The sequence below is a fragment of the Aquimarina longa SW024 genome, assembly GCF_001401755.1.
GTDB lineage: Bacteria > Bacteroidota > Bacteroidia > Flavobacteriales > Flavobacteriaceae > Aquimarina > Aquimarina longa.
Window position 1 is genome coordinate 49,200 of the sequence record NZ_KQ474105.1, and the last position, 15,688, is coordinate 64,887.

14 protein-coding genes are annotated in these 15,688 nt (G+C 31.9%); 11 read left to right on the plus strand and 3 right to left on the minus strand.

The genetic code is table 11. From position 1 onward, the window contains the following. Window positions 1-145: 145 nt before the first annotated feature. Both N456_RS20300 and uvrC read right to left on the minus strand, forming a co-directional pair. On the minus strand, window positions 146-2,416 hold the full coding sequence (locus tag N456_RS20300; protein WP_240315568.1) for a patatin-like phospholipase family protein: 2,271 nt from the start codon (window positions 2,414-2,416) through the stop codon (window positions 146-148). Beyond that, window positions 2,413-4,218: an excinuclease ABC subunit UvrC gene (gene uvrC, locus N456_RS20305; protein ID WP_062061292.1), complete on the minus strand. Its 1,806-nt coding sequence runs from the start codon at window positions 4,216-4,218 to the stop codon at window positions 2,413-2,415. The genes N456_RS20300 and uvrC overlap by 4 nt, the downstream gene beginning before the upstream one ends. Window positions 4,219-4,384: 166 nt before the next feature. Here uvrC and N456_RS20310 point away from each other — a divergent pair, with 166 nt between their 5' ends. The 5 genes from N456_RS20310 to N456_RS20330 all read left to right on the plus strand — a co-directional run bounded on the left by N456_RS20310 (window position 4,385) and on the right by N456_RS20330 (window position 7,690). Further along, window positions 4,385-4,807, plus strand: coding sequence for an ATP-dependent zinc protease family protein (locus tag N456_RS20310; RefSeq protein ID WP_062061295.1), 423 nt, complete (start codon window positions 4,385-4,387; stop codon window positions 4,805-4,807). Next, window positions 4,807-5,679 carry a 30S ribosomal protein S6--L-glutamate ligase gene (gene rimK / locus N456_RS20315; protein ID WP_062061298.1) on the plus strand — a complete coding sequence of 291 codons (873 nt, stop codon included), beginning with the start codon at window positions 4,807-4,809 and terminating at the stop codon, window positions 5,677-5,679. The genes N456_RS20310 and rimK overlap by 1 nt, the downstream gene beginning before the upstream one ends. 6 nt (window positions 5,680-5,685) lie before the next feature. Next, window positions 5,686-6,660 (plus strand): succinylglutamate desuccinylase/aspartoacylase family protein, encoded by a 975-nt coding sequence (locus N456_RS20320; RefSeq protein WP_062061301.1) that lies wholly within the window; start codon window positions 5,686-5,688, stop codon window positions 6,658-6,660. Further along, a complete protein-coding gene (locus N456_RS20325) occupies window positions 6,653-7,222 on the plus strand; it encodes a 5-formyltetrahydrofolate cyclo-ligase (protein ID WP_062061304.1) in 570 nt (189 codons plus the stop codon). Before N456_RS20320 ends, N456_RS20325 begins: the two co-directional genes overlap by 8 nt. A 66-nt stretch (window positions 7,223-7,288) precedes the next feature. Then, window positions 7,289-7,690, plus strand: coding sequence for a response regulator (locus tag N456_RS20330; RefSeq protein WP_062061307.1), 402 nt, complete (start codon window positions 7,289-7,291; stop codon window positions 7,688-7,690). Window positions 7,691-7,701: 11 nt separating this feature from the next. On the opposite strand, the gene N456_RS20335 is transcribed toward N456_RS20330, so the two are convergent. After that, entirely contained in the window at window positions 7,702-8,319 is a 618-nt protein-coding gene (locus N456_RS20335; RefSeq protein WP_062061310.1) for a lipoprotein signal peptidase, read from the minus strand. A gap of 322 nt (window positions 8,320-8,641) precedes the next feature. Between N456_RS20335 and N456_RS20340 the strand changes: the two genes are divergently transcribed. The 6 genes from N456_RS20340 to N456_RS20365 all read left to right on the plus strand — a co-directional run bounded on the left by N456_RS20340 (window position 8,642) and on the right by N456_RS20365 (window position 15,688). Further along, complete coding sequence (locus N456_RS20340; protein ID WP_062061312.1) at window positions 8,642-9,349, plus strand: hypothetical protein; 708 nt, start codon at window positions 8,642-8,644, stop codon at window positions 9,347-9,349. Between the two features lie 188 nt (window positions 9,350-9,537). Beyond that, on the plus strand, window positions 9,538-10,731 hold the full coding sequence (gene cbiE / locus N456_RS20345; RefSeq protein WP_062061314.1) for a precorrin-6y C5,15-methyltransferase (decarboxylating) subunit CbiE: 1,194 nt from the start codon (window positions 9,538-9,540) through the stop codon (window positions 10,729-10,731). A gap of 121 nt (window positions 10,732-10,852) precedes the next feature. Next, window positions 10,853-11,860 carry an NAD-dependent epimerase/dehydratase family protein gene (locus tag N456_RS20350; protein ID WP_062061316.1) on the plus strand — a complete coding sequence of 336 codons (1,008 nt, stop codon included), beginning with the start codon at window positions 10,853-10,855 and terminating at the stop codon, window positions 11,858-11,860. Then, a complete protein-coding gene (locus N456_RS20355) occupies window positions 11,857-12,870 on the plus strand; it encodes a glycosyltransferase family 2 protein (protein ID WP_062061747.1) in 1,014 nt (337 codons plus the stop codon). Before N456_RS20350 ends, N456_RS20355 begins: the two co-directional genes overlap by 4 nt. A 233-nt stretch (window positions 12,871-13,103) precedes the next feature. Then, window positions 13,104-14,960 (plus strand): precorrin-4 C(11)-methyltransferase, encoded by a 1,857-nt coding sequence (cobM, locus tag N456_RS20360; protein ID WP_240315570.1) that lies wholly within the window; start codon window positions 13,104-13,106, stop codon window positions 14,958-14,960. Continuing rightward, entirely contained in the window at window positions 14,957-15,688 is a 732-nt protein-coding gene (locus N456_RS20365; protein WP_062061318.1) for a precorrin-6A/cobalt-precorrin-6A reductase, read from the plus strand. The genes cobM and N456_RS20365 overlap by 4 nt, the downstream gene beginning before the upstream one ends.

Below are 15,688 nucleotides of genomic sequence, written 5' to 3' on the forward strand. Positions count from 1 at the left end.
ATAAAAAAACACTAAAATAGAAAGTTTACCTTATTCGGGGTTGCGCTTAATAAGGTAGTGTAATAGTAATAGTAAATCTTGCCAAAACATATTCATAATATTACAAATATCGTAAATATTTCTATTCTTTTTGCAGTATACTTGATTAAAACCAAAAACCTATGCTAAAAAACCATTTATTTTCTTTAAGTTCTGGAGAATACGAATATTTAACTTGTATAGGTCCTGCAAAAGTATCTAAACCGTAGCCTAAAGCATATCCTGAGTACTCAGGATCTTTAAACCATTCTTTTGTACTAAATAATTTATTACCAACATTGGCAAAGTTAGCAGATCCATTAATGTGGTTATTTTTAAATATTTCATAATCAAATGATAACAAAGCTTTTGCAAAGCTTTGTCCTGTTATGTCTAAAAAATCATATCCATAAAAAGGAACAAAATTATTAATTGTTTTTGCTCCAAACCCTCCTATGAGAAAATCTAGAGAGTTTAAAGTTGTATTGCCAATTTTAGAACCTGCTTCTAAGCTAATATTCATAGAGAGATTATTGTATAAGGGAGTTGCATATCCTAATTTAGCCTTAACAATTGAGAATTCATAAAAATCAGGAGATAAAAAGTAAGCATTAATTTTACCATCAAATAGATATCCTTTTTTTGGGAAATATTTATTATCATAAGTATCTAATTTGATATATCCATAAGTACTCCAATAGTCAGTATCGTCAAATATTGTCCTCGGAATCTGATCTTTATCTTCACCATACGTATCCGAAATAATTCTAAGATGTTTGTATTCTCCTCCTAGTCCAACAGAAAATGTTTCTTTTAATAACGTTTCTGCATATGCTTGTATATTAAAATCAGTATATTTTACATCAATAGTATTAATATTCAATTCTGGGATTTCTGTAAACTTACCTATAAAATCAAAGTCAATTGCTTTTCTAAAACTGGTATGCCTAACTTTTATCCCAGTACTCCAATAAAAACCTTTATCAATATAATAATCCAGATTATAGCGGATATTGTCACCTAATGCAACATCAGCAGAAATTACGTCATTATCAAAAAACAAGCTTTTTCGAGTGATATTAACTAAGGCTGCTGTTTTAAATAAATCATCATAATGTAATGCAAAACGCAATAGCATTTTGTTTTCGCTCTCTTTAACATTAATTATTAATTCTTTACCAAGTTTTCTGTCTACTAATTTATGGCTGATTCTATCAAAATTCCCTGTTCCTGATAAGTTATTAATACCTTCGTTTAATTCTTCATAGGTTGTTGTCTTAGGTGTCTTTAATTTTAATTTCCCTTTAATGTAAGCTCTTGTATATCTCTTGTTTCCTAAAATAGTCAAACTGTTTATAACTATAGTATCTAGAGTTTTAACAATTTTATTTTTTTTGGGTATCGATTTTTGACGTGATGCGATTTTTTTTAATTTATCATAGTTGGCCAATGCAGCTTTCTCTCCATTGGCTATTATTTTATCAGCCTGATCGAATGACATTACCGAAAAATCTTCTATAGAAGGATTGATATACACATCTGTTTCAGAAATTTTATTTTTCATAGCATTGTATGTTCTAAAATTACTGATTTGTAACATAATATTAGTTACAGAATTGAGTTGATCTTTAGACATTAAGCTATCTTGTACGTCAATTCCAATTACTATTTCGGCTCCTTTTTCTTTAATTTCTTTTATGGGATAGTTATTGGTTACTCCTCCATCGGTCATTAAAATTCCATTTAATTCTATGGGATCAAAAACAGAAGGTAATGCGCCACTTGCAGCAATAGCTTCTGGTAAATATCCTTTGTCTAAAAGCACTTGTTTCCCAGTCTCAATATTAGTAGACATACAGAAAAAAGGAATAGGAAGATTGTCAAAATTGTTTATGTTATTAACATGGGCGGTGTATTGTGAAAATTGATTGTAAAAATTTTGTCCTTTGGACAGTCCTTTGGGTAAATCTATTTTAAATTTGTCAAAAGGTAATGTTATGGCGTATTTCTCTGAATCTTCTCGTTCATAAAAAGTTTTAGCATTTCTGGGTAACTCATCTTGTATTAGAGAGTTAAAATCAACAGCTCTGAATATAGAATCAAGCTCTATGGCTTCATATCCAGAAGCATATAATGCTCCTACAATTGCCCCCATACTAGTACCTCCAATATAATCAATCCGTACTCCAGCCTCTTCTATTACTTTTAGAGCCCCGATATGTGCAAGACCTTTTGCACCACCACCACTTAGTACTAGTCCAACTTTTATATCTTCTACCAGAGAATCACTATGTGTTTCTGCTATTTTTTGTTCTTGAGACCAACTTAAATTAGGAATACAGAATACTAAAAATAGGAATACTGATAAAAGAAGTGTTGATGTATTGTGTGTAATCACGTTTGTTCTTTTTTAGAGGAATAATAATTATATACTTTGGTTGCTCGTGACTCCCCAATCACCTCAATTAATTCGTGTTTAAGAGCTTCACTTATCCTTTTTACAGATCTAAAGTGTTTTAATAGTGCTATTACTGTTTTTTCACCAATTCCAGGAATTAAATCTAGCTCGGTATCTAATGCCGCTTTACTTCTTTTTTGTCTATGAAAAGTAATTCCGAATCGATGCGCTTCATTACGTAGATGTTGTATTACTTTTAAAGATTCTGATTTTTTATCTAAGTATAATGGAATAGAATCTTCGGGATAATAAATTTCTTCTAAACGTTTTGCAATGCCAATAATTGTAATTTTTCCTCTTAGACCTAAATCATCTAGAGCCTTTAGTCCCGAAGAAAGTTGCCCTTTCCCTCCATCTACAATTACAAGCTGAGGTAATGGCTGGTTTTCATCAGATAATCGTTTATAACGTCGATAGACGACTTCTTCCATCGAAGCAAAATCATTCGCTCCTTCTACTGTTTTTATATTAAATTTTCGATACTCTTTTTTACTAGGCTTTCCATTCTTAAAAACGACACATGCAGCAACAGGATTGGTGCCTTGTATGTTTGAGTTATCAAAACATTCTATATGTCTTGGTTCCTCTGGTAATCTCAGATCTTTTTTCATTTGTGCCATCAAACGTTTTATATGTCGATCAGGATCTATGATCTTAATTTGTTTAAAACGTTCTTGTCTGTAATATTTAGCATTTCTAAGGGATAAATCCAATATCTTTTTTTTATCTCCTAGCTGTGGGACTGTGATTTTTATCTGTTCTCCAACGGTTACTTTAAAAGGCACAAATAACTCCTTGGATTTAGATTCAAAACGTTGTCTGAGTTCGATAATTGCTATTTCTAAAAGCTCTTTATCTGACTCGTCTAACTTTTTTTTGAGCTCAGTAGTATGTGACCTAATAATAGCACCATAGGATAGCTGAAGAAAATTCACATATCCATAAGACTCATCTGATATAATAGAAAAAACATCAACATTACTTATTTTGGGGTTTACTACAGTTGATTTTGCTTGATATTTTTCTAGTATTTGTATTTTTTCTTTAATCTGTTGTGCATCTTCAAATTCCATTTTTTCGGCATGTGCTATCATTTGATCTCTAAAACGTTGTAAAGAGTCTTTAAAGTTACCTTTTACAATTTGACGAATAGCTTCAAGATTTTCGTTGTATTCTTTTTCATCTTGTAAATCTTCACATGGTCCTTTACAGTTGCCTAAATGATATTCTAAACAAACTTTATATTTACCACTATTTATTTTTTGCTGAGATAGATCATAAGTACATGTTCTGAGTTGATAAAGTCCTTTAATAAGATCTAAAAGAGTATGTACTGTTTTTACAGAAGTATATGGACCGAAGTACTCAGAGCCATCTTTGATAAGATTACGAGTAAGAAATATTCTAGAGAAACGTTCTTTTTTGATACAAATCCAGGGATATGTTTTATCATCTTTAAGCATTACATTAAAACGAGGTTGATGTTTTTTAATTAGATTATTCTCTAGTAATAAGGCATCGGTTTCGGTCTCAACTACAATATGTCGTATTGCTTTGATTTTTTTTACCAGAATACTAATTCTGTAACTATCATGACTTTTTGTAAAATATGAAGAAACTCTTTTTTTTAAATTTTTTGCTTTTCCTATATATAATAGTTTGTCATCCTTATCATAATATTGATACACTCCAGGGCTAGTAGGCAATGTTTTGATTTGTATGTTTAATGTAACTTTTTGCATAGTATAGCGGTAAAGTTAAGGGTTTAACATAATTGTAGTACAAATATTAGAAATTTAAATTTTGTTAAATTATAGCTAAGGAGTTGTTTTTTATTAAAAAAGACAGATACTATGTAATGCGTTCCGTTTTTTATTACATTAGTAGCCCCAATATCAATTATATATTTTGGAAAAGAAAATAATTGGAAGAACTGATATAGTGGATTTTCCACTTTTAGAATTAGAAGGTATTTGTGCTAAAGTAGACACTGGTGCTTATACTTCATCTATTCATTGTGTCGATGTTAGAGAAATTGGTCAAATATTACAGTGTCGTTTTCTCGATGAAATACATCCTGAATATAATAATAAAAGATTTGAGTTTAGAAATTATGATATTACGGCAGTAAAAAGTAGTAATGGAAAAGTAGAAGTGCGATATACTATTAAAACACAGATCCTTGTGTTTAATAAAACATACCCAATAACTCTTACATTATCTACTCGTGATGATATGCGTTTTCCAGTATTGCTTGGGCGTAAATTTTTGAATAGAAAGTTTTTAGTAGATCCTCAATTAGAAAATCAGTCTTATAATCAAACTTTATAATGAATATTAAAATCTTGTCTCGTAGTGCGAGTTTGTATTCTACCAATGCTCTTGTTCAGGCAGCAGTAAAACGCAAACATAATGTACAGGTAATTGATCCTCTCAATTGTGATATTGTAATTGAAAAGAAAAAACCAGAAATTTATTATCGAGGTAAAAAGCTAGACCATGTAGATGCCGTAATTCCTAGAATTGGGTCTTCTATAACTTTTTACGGTACAGCGGTAGTCAGGCAATTCGAGATGATGAATGTGTTTACGACAGTACAATCTCAGGCATTAGTACAATCAAGAGATAAACTACGGAGTTTACAGATATTATCTAAAGCAGGATTAGGATTACCTAAAACAGTATTTACGAATTATTCTAAGGATGTTTCAGAAGTAATATCTCATGTAGGGGGAGCACCATTAATCATTAAACTTCTCGAAGGAACTCAAGGATTAGGAGTGGTGCTAGCTGAAACTAAAACTGCTGCAGAATCTGTACTCGAAGCTTTTAATGGATTGCAAGCCAGAGTTATTGTACAAGAGTATGTTAAGGAAGCTAAAGGAGCAGATATTAGAGTTCTTGTTGTGGATGGACAAGTAGTAGGAGCGATGAAAAGACAAGGAAAAGAAGGTGAATTTAGATCCAATTTACATAGAGGGGGTAGTGCTTCTATTATTACACTGACTGATGAAGAAGAAAATGCAGCTATAAAAGCAGTTAGAGCATTAAAATTAGGAGTAGCAGGAGTGGATATGTTGCAAAGTGTTAGAGGACCTCTTATATTAGAGGTAAACTCTTCCCCAGGATTAGAAGGGATTGAAACTGCTACAGGAAAAGATATTGCAAAAACAATTATTCGCTTTATCGAAAGGAGTATATAATTATTTATGGCAAAAGAAACGCATACATTACACATCCTTGGAGAAGAAATCCCATTAGGAACTAGTAAAATTATAAATTTTAATATTGCTAAGTTATATACCTCTACAAAGGTAGAGATTCCTGTAATTATAGAACGATCAAAAAAAATAGGACCTACTATTTTGATAACAGCAGGCATCCATGGGGATGAGATTAATGGAGTAGAAGTAGTGCGACAGATTATTGCAAAAAAAATTAATAAACCAGCAAAAGGAAGCATAATTTGTATCCCTGTACTCAATGTATTTGGGTTTTTAAACATGAATCGGTTTTTTCCTGATGGAAGAGATTTAAACAGGGTTTTTCCGGGTACTAAAAATGGATCCCTTGCCAGTCGTTTTGCATATCAATTTATTAATGAAATTTTACCTGTTGCAGATTTTTGTTTAGATTTTCACACAGGAGGAGCAAGTAGGTTTAATGCCGCACATGTAAGGGTTGATCCTAAGAATAAGAAATTAATGGCATTAGCAAAAATTTTTAATGCCCCATTTACATTATTATCTAAAAATCTTGATGGTTCTTATCGGGCTACTTGTGCTAAAAAAGAAAAAGATATATTATTGTTTGAAGGAGGTAAATCCCAGAACAGTAGTAAAGAAATTGCTAGAGAAGGAGTTCAGGGAACTATGCGTATTCTTCATCATCTGGATATGTTACATGCCAATTTTGAAGTCCCTGTAAGAGAATCTGATACGCTGATTATTAAAAAAAGTTTCTGGATCAGAGCTAAATATAGTGGTTTATTACATATTAAAATAGATATAGGAAAACATGTAGAAAAAGATGAAACTCTAGCAACAATTACAGATCCTTATGGAAAAATGCGACATGTTGTAAAAGCTACTAATGAAGGGTATGTGATTAATGTTAATGAATCACCAATAGTATATAAAGGAGATGCCATTTTCCATATAACCAAAGAACTGGCAGATGAATAAAACAGAATTAAGAGTTAAGTATAAGGCACTTAGAAGTCAACTAAGTGAAGAAGCGATTGAAGAGTTAAGTATGGCTATCGCTAACCAATTACTTCAATTACCTATCTGGGAAAAATCACATTACCATATTTTTTTACCTATCGATAGACAAAAAGAAATTAATACAGAATTAATACTTAATATTCTTTTAGGTAAGGATAAAAACGTGATTTTATCAAAGAGTAATTTTGTGGATAATACCCTAGATCACTTTTTACTTACAGATACAACAGTTATAAAAATAAATTCTTGGGGGATTCCTGAACCAGTGGATGGAATTCCGATTTCAGAAAATATGATAGAAGTGGTTTTTGTACCCTTATTAGCGTTTGATCAACAAGGAAACAGAGTTGGATATGGAAAAGGATTCTATGATAAATTTTTAGAAAAATGTAATCCTGAAACTCTAAAAATTGGTCTTTCTTTTTTTGCTGCAGAAAAAGAAATTAAAAATACGATTGATACAGATATCCCCCTAGATCTCTGTATAACACCATTAGCAATATATAACTTTAACAAGTGATTATATTTTTATATTCAAAAATACTTTATATTACACATAAACATTTTAATTTTAGCCCCTCATAAAATGCCTCAAAATAAAGAACGTATCTGCATCATCGATGATGATAGTATATATATAAATTTAGTTAGTAAAATTATTGAAGTAAAAAAACTCTCTGAGACCATTATAATTTTTAGAAATGGTAAAGAAGCTATGGATTTTTTTCTGAAATCTATAGAAAGAGACACTGAAGATCAGATTCCACAAGTAATTTTTTTAGATCTTAATATGCCAGTGATGGATGGATGGGAATTTTTAAAAGAATTTTCTAAGATCAAAAATAAGATTAGTGAAAAAATAGACCTTTACGTAGTAAGTTCATCAATAGATTCTAGAGATATAGAACGTGCTAAATCAATAGATTTAGTATCAGATTACCTCTCTAAACCTGTTAGGATAGATGATTTTGAGAAAATACTAGTTTAAAATATAATAATTTATTCGGATAAAGACTCCTTTTTCGGAAAGGCTTTTTTATTAAAAACTACTAATAAGAAGACTCCTACACTGATTGCAGAATCAGCAATATTAAATACAGGATCAAAGAAAGAAAAATGTTTACCTCCTATAAATGGAATCCACTCAGGCAAAATATCATTATAGAACGTAAATTGGATCATATCTACTACTTTACCATAAAAAATACTTTCATATCCTCCCCCTTCTGGCAAAAAAGTAGCAACCTCCATAGGAGTACTCTCACTAAATAACATACCATAAAATATAGAATCAATAATATTCCCTAAAGCACCTGCAAAGATTAATGCAATACAAAACGTAAGTACTGAAGCACTATTTTTACGAACAGAATCATACAACCAATATCCAATTCCGGTAATGGCAACTAATCTAAATAATGTGAGAATCAGTTTTCCATAATTACCAGGAAGCTCGAACCCCCATGCCATTCCTTTATTTTCGACAAATATGATACGAAACCAATTAAAAACTTCTACATCATCATGGAGTAAAAAATGAGTTTTTATATAAACTTTGGAGATTTGATCAATCAGTAATACTAAAATTATAACTAAAATAGATTTCCTTAAAGACATATATGTACTAGTTTGCTTGGGTATTAAAAGCGACGAACAAAAATAGTGTTTTATTTTGTTTTGAGGATATTTTTGTTTTTTTCTAATACGATAATAATTTTCTTCTAAAACTTCTCGGTTTTAACCATCATATCAACATCTTTATAATAATAAGGAAAAGACCATTTTATAATAAACTAAAGCGAGACTCTAATTATGTTCGATACTCAGAGTCAATAAAAATACAACTTGTTAAAGTATCCTTAAAAAAATAGGGTATAATCTCATTTAACTGTTGGGTATATAAGAATTGTAAAGAGATTAATTTTTTTAAAAAAAACTAATGAAAAAGAGTAAGAACATTTTAAACATAGGATTAACTTTAATAGCGCTTTTAATGATTTTTTCTTGTGAAAACAGAGATTCTACTGACCTACCTCCAAGCATAGCAGTATATCAGGATTTACTGGTGCGCTACCAAACGAATACAAAAAATACGCTTGCTAAAGCTACTTTTCGAACACTTGATAAGAATGGAACTAGATTAGTATTAAAAGGCGAATCTAAAATTTTATTTAATAATAAGAAATACGATAAATTTAGCACCATATTCGACTATTTTTATGAATGGAAAGAAAAGGAGCTTATTGATGTCGAATTTAATTATGTAAAAAATAAGACTATATCTTTTAAGAATAAGATTTCCTTTAAAGAAGCTAGTACTATTGAGATTCCAACTTCTTTTAACAAAGTAAAATTAGATGGAACTACAAAATTGAAGTGGAAAGGAAGTCCTTTGCAAAAAAATGAAGAGATTACAATTTCTTTTCATCAAGGTGATAAAGGAGCTACAGGAGGAGTAAAAGGTGTAGATAAGGGAAATGAAGAAATTTCAATTGACGGACTTTTTATAAAGGGCATGAAAAAAGGAAAAGCAATATTGCGCCTCATTAGAAGTAAAGAATTAGAAGGAATCCAACAGTCTGATGGAAAAAATAATGGACGACGTACTGTGGAGGTAGAAGTAACTAAAGAAGTAATAGTAGAATAAAATAAGACTCGATTTCATTTATGCATAGAGTTTAATACACTTAGAGTAAGATTTTTTTAAGTCTTACTCTTTTTTTTCTATATAAGAGTGAGGTTAAAAAAAGTATAATCAATATAATCCTATGGCACTAATGTTTTATAAACTTTGTAGTTTTGTAGATATACCCTCTGTTAGATAATCGCATTGTTATGATTAAAACCTTCCGAGTTATAGGTATCGGAAATAAAATACCTAATTTTTCTAAACAAGAACAATCTCATGTTCTTAGTACAAGTGTATTTAGTGGAGGAAAACGACATTATGAGTTGGTAAAAAACATGCTGCCCGAAAACCATAAATGGATACCTATCCAATCTCCTATGAATGAAGTTTTTAAAGCATATGAAAATACTATAGAGCCAATTGTAATTTTTGCTTCTGGGAATCCATTGTTTTATGGTTTTTCAAATACATTAAAAAATAAATACCCCAATGCAGATATTATAACGACCCCTTATTTTAGTGCTATACAATTGCTAGCGAATGCTACTAATATTAATACTAGTCATTTACAAACAATAAGTGTGCATGGAAGAAGTTGGAAAACTCTAGATGTGGCATTAATTCAACAAAAAGAATTGATAGGAGTTCTTACCGACAATAAAAAAACCCCAACAAGTATTGCTAAAAGACTCTTAAAATATGGTTATGATAATTATAAAGTAATCGTAGGAGAAGATATTGAAGGGAAGCAAGAAAAATTTTATAAATTAACACTTGCAGAGGCTTCAACAATGGAGTTTCACTCTTTAAACTGTATGTTATTGCAAAAAACGAATCATCGTCATATTACTTTTGGAATACAAGATACAGATTTCGAGGGATTGCCTAACAGACCCAATATGATCACCAAAATGCCGATTCGATTAACAACACTACACTTATTAGATATTCTAGGGATCAGTACATTGTGGGATATAGGTTTTTGTACAGGATCAATTAGTATAGAAGCAAAGCTAAAAAATCCTGAATTAGAGGTGATTGCTTTTGAAAAAAGATCAGAATGTGAGAGCATATTTCATAGCAACCAAAAACGATTTGGCACCCCTGGAATTCAATCTGTAATAGGAGATTTTTTTGATCAAGATCTTAGCCAGTTTTCAAAACCAGATGCTATTTTTATAGGAGGGCATGGAGGTAGACTAGAAGAATTGTTTTGTAAAATCGCACCTATTTTGCAACCAGATACCTGTATTATTATCAATGCTGTAAAAGAAAGCTCTATACAGTATTTTAAAAAAGGATGTAAAGCTATCGGATATGCAATTATCCAGGAGTATGTCATTACACTAGATACTCATAACCCAATCACTTTACTTAAAGCAAAACATTCTAAAAATTAAAGGAGAAACTATAATAAGTTTACCTAAAAACAAGATATAAACACTTCTTTTATCCTAAATCTTTCTCATATTTAGTCAATTTATGTAGGTTTGTGACCTAAATTATTACATAAAATATAAAATGACAATAACTTCTCTTGTAACTGGAGGAGCCGGTTTTATGGGCTCTCATGTAGTACGTCATTTATTACAACAACGTCATAGAGTTGTAATATTAGATGATCTTTCTGGGGGGACTACAGAAAATGTGCATGTCGATGCGTTATTTTATGAGGGTTCAATACTAGATAATCAACTCATCAATTTACTGTTTAAGAAATATAATTTTACTTATGTTTATCATTTAGCAGCTTATGCTGCAGAAGGGTTAAGTCATTTTATTCGTAATTTTAACTATCAGAATAACCTTATTGGTAGTATTAATCTTATTAATGCAGCTGTTACCTATGATATAAAACGTTTTGTTTTTACATCCTCTATAGCTGTTTATGGTACTAATACACTTCCATTAATAGAAACGCAACATCCACAACCAGAAGACCCATATGGCATTGCAAAATATGCGGTAGAATTGGACCTGATCAATGCTTGTAAAATGTTTGGATTGGAGTATACAATTTTTAGACCCCATAATGTATATGGTTCTCATCAGAATATAGGAGATAAGTATCGTAATGTTGTAGGGATATTTATGAATCAAATTTTAAAAAAACAACCATTGACCATTTTTGGAGATGGATCCCAAACAAGAGCGTTTTCATACGTAGATGATGTAGCACCATATATAGCGAATTCTGTACGAATCCCTGAGGCATGTAATACTATTTTTAATATTGGTAGTGATGCGGTATATTCTGTAAAAGAACTAGCAGTAGCTGTTAATAAGGCTATGAGGTCGGATATGGGAATAAAACAGCTAGAGCAACGAGAAGAAGTAGTGCATGCTTATGCCGATCATACACTGTTTAAGACTGTTTTTAAACCCAAAGAACATACGACCTTAGAGCTAGGACTTCTAGAAATGGCTAGATGGGTTAAAACTCATGGATCACGCTCTAGTAAAGAGTTTCAAGATGTTGAAATCACAAAAAAATTACCAGCCTCTTGGCAACAATCCAAAAAACAATGACAGATCAACCACTAGTTACCATTATCATGGCAGTTAAAGATACTGCTCCCTACCTACGGGATTGTTTAGATTCTATATTAGGACAGACTTATCAGAATTGGGAACTGATAGCCGTTAATGACCATTCCTCTGACGCAAGCCCACAGATCTTGCAGGAATATGCTATAAAAGATTCTAGAGTTCGATTTTTTAATAGCGATAAACCTAAGCTTATCCCAACATTACAAGTAGGGTACGCACAGACTAGAGGTATGTTAATTAATAGAATGGACTCTGATGATAAAATGCCAGATTATAAATTACAAGTGTTAGTCCAGGAATGGAATACATATGGAAAAGGGACTGTAATTGCAGGGGGGACAAAGCATTTTGTAGACCAAGGAGTAGTAGGTGGTGGATTTATAAAATATGAAAAATGGTTGAATGAAGTAGCTAGAACCAATACGCACTATCAAGAGATTTACAGAGAGTGTGTTATCCCATCACATTGCTGGTTGATACATAAAGAAGATTTTGATGCAGTAGGAGCCTTTGATCCAATCGTATATCCAGAAGATTATGATTTATGCTTTCGATTTTATAGAGCACAGTTAAACATTGTTGGGATAGATAAAATTCTACATCATTGGAGAGATCGCTCTAATAGAATATCAAGAACGTGGGAGGAGTATAAAGATAATCGCTATTTTGATTTAAAATTACGATTCTTCTACGAGTTAGATAGAGATCATACACGACCATTAGTACTATGGGGGGCAGGAAGAAATGGAAAAGATATGGCTAAACTATTGCAATCCTATAATGATCAATTTCATTGGGTATGTGATAATGAGAAAAAAATAGGGAAGGATATTTATGATGTACGATTAGAACATTATAATGAGAGTATGACATTAGAAAATCCTCAGATAATCATTGTTGTAGCATCACCCGATGGAAAAAAAGAAATAGAAAACCTTCTATCCGAATGGGGTAAAAAGCCAGTTCGTGATTTTTGGTTCTTTTCATGAATTACGACATTTGTAGTTAACCTATATTAAGGGAAAGAGAATTCTAAAATACTAAAAAGACAGAAGTTTAAAACAAGAGGTAGAATATTAGTTAATAATCAAAAACCATCAACTAACAACCAGTTTTTATATTTATGATAAGATTGGTATAATATAGATAAACATTTTTTATGCCGTTGAGAACCTAATATCTTTGCAGAACAAGAGTAATATATAGTTTTTAAGAAATACCTATGTCAGAGAATATTTTAAAAGTTGCGATCCTTTGTTTTACAGATCAGGGAGTATCTATTGCTAAGGTTTTGCAAAAAGAGTTTTACCGCTCTAAACTTTTTACAACCAGACCAATAAATACTAGTAAAGAGGTTAAGCAGATCGACTCGGTATCAGAGTTGGTAGAGCATTCTTTTCATCAGTATGATATGTGGGTTTTTGTAGGAGCGTTAGGGATTTGTGTACGTAGTATTGCTCCTTATATTCAGGATAAAACGACTGATCCTGCAGTTATTAATATTGATGATCAGGGAAAATTTGTGCAAGCGGTATTAAGTGGTCATACTGGTAGAGCTAATGAGCTTACCACACAGATCAGTAGAATCCTTAGTGCACAGCCTGTGGTTTCTACATCTAGTGATTTGCAAAATATATGGGCATTGGATACTCTGGCAGAAACCTACGGTTGGAAAGTAAAGAGTACGATAGATACCAATATGATTATTTCATTATTTGTAAATAGAAAACCTACAGCACTTATATTAAAAGTTAACAATAAAGGAACACAGTATTTAGAGAAAACATGTCCAGATTTTGTAGATATATATTATGATATAAAAGATGTAGACACGAATGCTTATGAATTAATACTATATGTAGGCTACGAAATTGTAATAACAGCAACCCCTACACTTTCATTTTACCCTCCCTGTATAGCATTAGGTAGTGGGTGTGCTAAGGATATAGAATCAGAATTATTAATAACAGGTATAGAAGAAGAATTAAAAAAACAACATATTGCTATAGAAAGTATCTACAGTATCGGATCAGCAAGTATTAAGCAAGAAGAACAGGCATACCTTGATTTTGCATCGCATTATAATATCCCTTTTGTAACCTATACAGGAGAAGAGCTAAATACCATAATGGTTGCTAATCCTTCAGAAGTGGTAAAGAAAAAAGTAGGTGTTTATGGTGTTTCTGAAGCAGCAGCAGCATTACTTGCTAGCCAAGAAAAATGGGTAGTAGAAAAAACAAAAGCGTTGACATCATCAGGTAAAAAATTCACCTATGCGCTAAGTCTTTCTGTAAGATATGAACGTCGAGCTAACATTGCTATTATAGGTGCGGGATCGGGAGATCCTGAGTTACTGACCATAAAAGGGCAGCATGTTTTAGAAAACGCAGATTGTATCTTATACGCAGGAAGCTTAGTGCCAGAAGCGCTTACGCATATGGCAAAAGAAGGTGCTTTGGTGAGAAATTCTGCTTCGATGACACTAGAGGAACAAATAAGGATCATTGATGAGTATTATACACAGGGCAAGTCTATTGTACGTCTACATTCTGGTGATCCATCTATATATGGGGCGATACAAGAGCAAATGACTATTTTTGATGAAAAAGGATACGATTATTATATCGTTCCAGGAATTTCTTCATTTCAAGCAGCAGCAGCATATCTAAAATCAGAATTTACGATTCCAGAAGTAGCGCAAACCATTATTCTTACTCGTGGTGAAGGAAATACACCAATGCCAGAGCATGAGAAAATTGCCGATATGGCAAAACTACGTGCTACCATGTGTATATTTTTGAGTGTTGGGATTGCTAAAAAAATACAAGGACAACTCTTAGAGCATTATCCAGAGGATACACCACTAGCTATTTTGTATCGTGTAAGTTGGGAAGATCAGGAGGTATGGACAGGACAGCTTTCAGAATTAACTACAATTATCAAAGAAAATAAGCTAACACGTACAGTACTGATAGTAGTTGGAGAAGCAATAGGAGCTCGTAAGAACAGATCATGGTTGTATGACGATAAATGGCATCATATTTTTAGAAAAAAAGGAAAAATAATTCAATCTTCATGATACTTGTTTTTGGAGGTACTACAGAAGGTAAACAAGTAGCCAAAATATTAGATACGCTACAGTATCCGTACTATTATTCTACCAAAACTAAAGTAGATTTTACAGGAACAGGAATTGCTATTTATGGGGCAATGACAAGAGCTCTATTAGAAACATTTTGTTTAGAACATGGGATTACACATATTATTAATGCTTCTCATCCTTTTGCGGTGCAATTGCATCAGATGGTCTCTGATATTTTGTTAGAAATACCTTTGATACGGTTTCAAAGAAAGTTTTCTTCTAGAATAATTGATCCTCTGGTATCCTATGTAACCAGTTTTGAAGAAGCGATACAGCATTTTAATAAAAACAGCTATCAATCTCTATTAGCATTATCAGGGGTACAGACGATTACAAAACTAGAATCTTATTGGAAAAATTATCCTACATGGTTTCGTATTTTGGATCGTGATGTTTCCAGAGCAATTGCAGCAGAAGTTGGTTTTCCAAAAGCCAAGCTAATTTTTGGGTATCCGCAATCTGTTGCAGATGAAACAATTTTATTTACCGAATTATCTCCAGAGGTGATTTTTACTAAAGAAAGTGGTAATAATGGTAAATTAGATGAAAAAATAGCAGCCGCATTGGCAGTTGCTATTCCGATTGTAATTCTTGAAAAACCACAAATCTCAAATCAATATCTTTGTGTCGATACCGCAGAAAAATTGATTAAAGCATTAGCCTGA

What these genes read in the sequence shown, in the direction of transcription:
- uvrC (WP_062061292.1), bottom strand. Translation starts at nt 4,218, where the DNA reads ATGCAAAAAGTTACATTAAACATACAAATCAAAACATTGCCTACTAGC.
- rimK (WP_062061298.1), top strand. Translation starts at nt 4,807, where the DNA reads ATGAATATTAAAATCTTGTCTCGTAGTGCGAGTTTGTATTCTACCAAT.
- N456_RS20320 (WP_062061301.1), top strand. Translation starts at nt 5,686, where the DNA reads ATGGCAAAAGAAACGCATACATTACACATCCTTGGAGAAGAAATCCCA.
- N456_RS20325 (WP_062061304.1), top strand. Translation starts at nt 6,653, where the DNA reads ATGAATAAAACAGAATTAAGAGTTAAGTATAAGGCACTTAGAAGTCAA.
- N456_RS20330 (WP_062061307.1), top strand. Translation starts at nt 7,289, where the DNA reads ATGCCTCAAAATAAAGAACGTATCTGCATCATCGATGATGATAGTATA.
- N456_RS20335 (WP_062061310.1), bottom strand. Translation starts at nt 8,319, where the DNA reads ATGTCTTTAAGGAAATCTATTTTAGTTATAATTTTAGTATTACTGATT.
- N456_RS20340 (WP_062061312.1), top strand. Translation starts at nt 8,642, where the DNA reads ATGAAAAAGAGTAAGAACATTTTAAACATAGGATTAACTTTAATAGCG.
- cbiE (WP_062061314.1), top strand. Translation starts at nt 9,538, where the DNA reads ATGATTAAAACCTTCCGAGTTATAGGTATCGGAAATAAAATACCTAAT.
- N456_RS20350 (WP_062061316.1), top strand. Translation starts at nt 10,853, where the DNA reads ATGACAATAACTTCTCTTGTAACTGGAGGAGCCGGTTTTATGGGCTCT.
- N456_RS20355 (WP_062061747.1), top strand. Translation starts at nt 11,857, where the DNA reads ATGACAGATCAACCACTAGTTACCATTATCATGGCAGTTAAAGATACT.
- cobM (WP_240315570.1), top strand. Translation starts at nt 13,104, where the DNA reads ATGTCAGAGAATATTTTAAAAGTTGCGATCCTTTGTTTTACAGATCAG.
- N456_RS20365 (WP_062061318.1), top strand. Translation starts at nt 14,957, where the DNA reads ATGATACTTGTTTTTGGAGGTACTACAGAAGGTAAACAAGTAGCCAAA.